The 2162-nt window shown below is 37.9% G+C and carries 4 protein-coding genes; 1 reads left to right on the forward strand and 3 read right to left on the reverse strand.

Translation table 11 applies throughout. The features are described from left to right. The coding region (locus tag FTT63_RS15945) for a transposase domain-containing protein (RefSeq protein ID WP_139133946.1) at window positions 1–96 on the forward strand (96 nt) is incomplete at its 5' end. On the opposite strand, the gene FTT63_RS15275 is transcribed toward FTT63_RS15945, so the two are convergent. From FTT63_RS15275 to FTT63_RS15285, 3 genes are all read right to left on the reverse strand, one after another. After that, complete coding sequence (locus FTT63_RS15275; protein ID WP_180192467.1) at window positions 93–1145, reverse strand: hypothetical protein; 1053 nt, start codon at window positions 1143–1145, stop codon at window positions 93–95. The genes FTT63_RS15945 and FTT63_RS15275 overlap by 4 nt on opposite strands. Then, the gene (locus tag FTT63_RS15280) at window positions 1138–2079 is read right to left on the reverse strand and encodes a site-specific integrase (protein ID WP_320109254.1); all 942 of its coding nucleotides are present in this window, start codon (window positions 2077–2079) and stop codon (window positions 1138–1140) included. Before FTT63_RS15280 ends, FTT63_RS15275 begins: the two co-directional genes overlap by 8 nt. After that, a partial coding sequence (locus FTT63_RS15285) for a transposase domain-containing protein (protein ID WP_046889966.1) occupies window positions 2070–2162 on the reverse strand: 93 nt, incomplete at its 5' end. The genes FTT63_RS15285 and FTT63_RS15280, both read right to left, overlap by 10 nt.

A 2162-nucleotide genomic window follows, 5' to 3' on the forward strand; every position in this document is an offset into this window, starting at 1 on the left:
GCCTATTTAAGTGATGTGCTGAAAAGGTTGCCAACACATAAAGTGCCCCAAATAGAAGAATTACTACCTCACCGCTGGAAACCTGAACCCCGTTAAAACTTGGCGATGGCGTTCAGCGGATGCTTACCCTTCATCTTCATAATCTTATTATCAAAGACCCCTATAGCTTGAAGCCTTTGCTTAAGTGTTAAGTACTCATCGTCACTAACACTAGGGCATTCGATATGTCGGTAAAATTTATCTGGATTTTCTTCATACCATTTAGATATTCGCCTAGCTTCTTCTGTTATAGAACGAATCCGCCTGATAGCCTCTTGAGCAAGACTAACCATAGGTGTAGGCACCCATTTAATTTGAGGAGGTGCTCCTTTCCCTGGCAAAAACCTAATACCATAGGCTTTTGTACCATCACGCTTAGTTTCATGTACCTCACAGTTTACGTGTAAAGATAACACTTCACTTACACGCGAAGGTACACATAATAACAATGCACAAGTAGATGTCGTAAATATATCACTAGGTACATGTGGATTACTGGCAAACACTTCGGCTAAAGCATTTAATGCTACTTCAGTCGGTAGTTTTTTCTGTCGTATTTTTTCAGCCTTTAACCCCGTCCTCACAGTATCAGCAGCTCTAGGATTGGGATTAGTCCATTCAATATGATTTGGAATTAATTTTTTTTCATTAAGAAACTCTACTAACTTCTGTAAATTCCTACCAATATGATAGCAACTACTTGGCGTATAACGCTCTCGTGCTAATTCAGCAGCCTGATCAAGTATCGCAGGCGTCAGAAGTGATATATCTGAATTCAATCCAGATTCAATTAAGGCTTTATCCAAACACTTAAATATAGTTCCTTCATATCGTGCCTTGTGTTGCTTTTTAAAACTAAATGTATAACGAACATAAGATTTGGCGAAATCTAGCAACGGCTGTTTTAATACACTTGGAGAATCTTTTTTATTCGTTGAAACATCCCAATTACCAAAAAAGATGGATGCATCAGCCCAGTGATTATCCTCCCAAGAAAAGTTTGGTGAGAATAAGGTAAGCTCATGCCTACAAAACCTAATAAAATCGTACATATTTTTACTTGATTTTGCTTTGTTTTGAGGGATGAATATTAAAATATTACTCATCACTCACCCCACTGTTGCAATTTTTTAAAGCCAATTTCCTTTCATTACACAATTCTACAACCTGGCTTACAGCAAATATTGTTCTATCATTAACGGAGGCAATCGTTTTATCCTGAGTTCTTGCAAGTATTTCTTTTCTTTTTGTTATTAAACTTTCAAGAATAGCTTCATGTGGGCCATCCAGCCATGGCTGAAAGTGATAGCATGTATAACATGCAATAGGAGCCAACGCTGAGCAAAAACTATGAGTTCCACAAGTTCCTACACCTTCACCAGTATCCCTATTCATTATCCTGCTAGATATTTCATTGCCACGATTAGCATATTTTTCATGGATTACAAGCGTTCCAGCGAAGGCTTGTGCTATAGGTGCTAATTGCATTGCCAACGCCTTATCAAGGCTAGTCAGATGCTCTGGTGTATTCTCAGTATAGATATGAGCACTTTGAGTGTCAGCATGATCGAGTAGTCTGGCTATTATGAGTAAACCATAGCCCTCTCTTGCAGCCCTTGAGGCCAAAGTTCTACGAAGCCTAAGTGGAAAGATTTTTATAGGTTCCCCAGTTCTTTCTGAAACAAGCCCTATATGTGATATTACTTTATTTAGTATGTCCCTTAAATGATCCGCAGTTGCATGAAATAAATCTGTTTCAAGATATTCATTCATACTAGAACAACCATTTTCTTTAATATGAATGTCTATTTTTGCCCAAGAAGGGAAAAGAGGCAGCATATCTAAATCAAAGTTTGATATAGGTATGAGAGATTTAGCTTTAACTTCTAAATCGCATACGTATGTTCTAAGCAGATGCCCCAAATCGGGAGACAAAGCGTAATCACTAAATTTTTTTCGCCAAATATCTCTTTGCTTTACTTTTGGTACTCTTAATAAGGTAAGCGTCCGCTGAATCCCATACCTATTTTTTAATTCGATTTAGGTTTCCAGCAGTGCGGCAGCAATTCTTCAATTTGGGTCACTTTGTGTGTCGGTAACCTTTTCAGCACATCACTTAAATA

The sequence above is a fragment of the Acinetobacter sp. C15 genome, from assembly GCF_013420645.1.
GTDB classification, from domain to species: Bacteria; Pseudomonadota; Gammaproteobacteria; order Pseudomonadales; family Moraxellaceae; genus Acinetobacter; species Acinetobacter indicus.

Bases quoted from the DNA above. Each gene is read 5' to 3' on its own strand.
- FTT63_RS15275 (WP_180192467.1), bottom strand. From the start codon at position 1,145: ATGAGTAATATTTTAATATTCATCCCTCAAAACAAAGCAAAATCAAGT.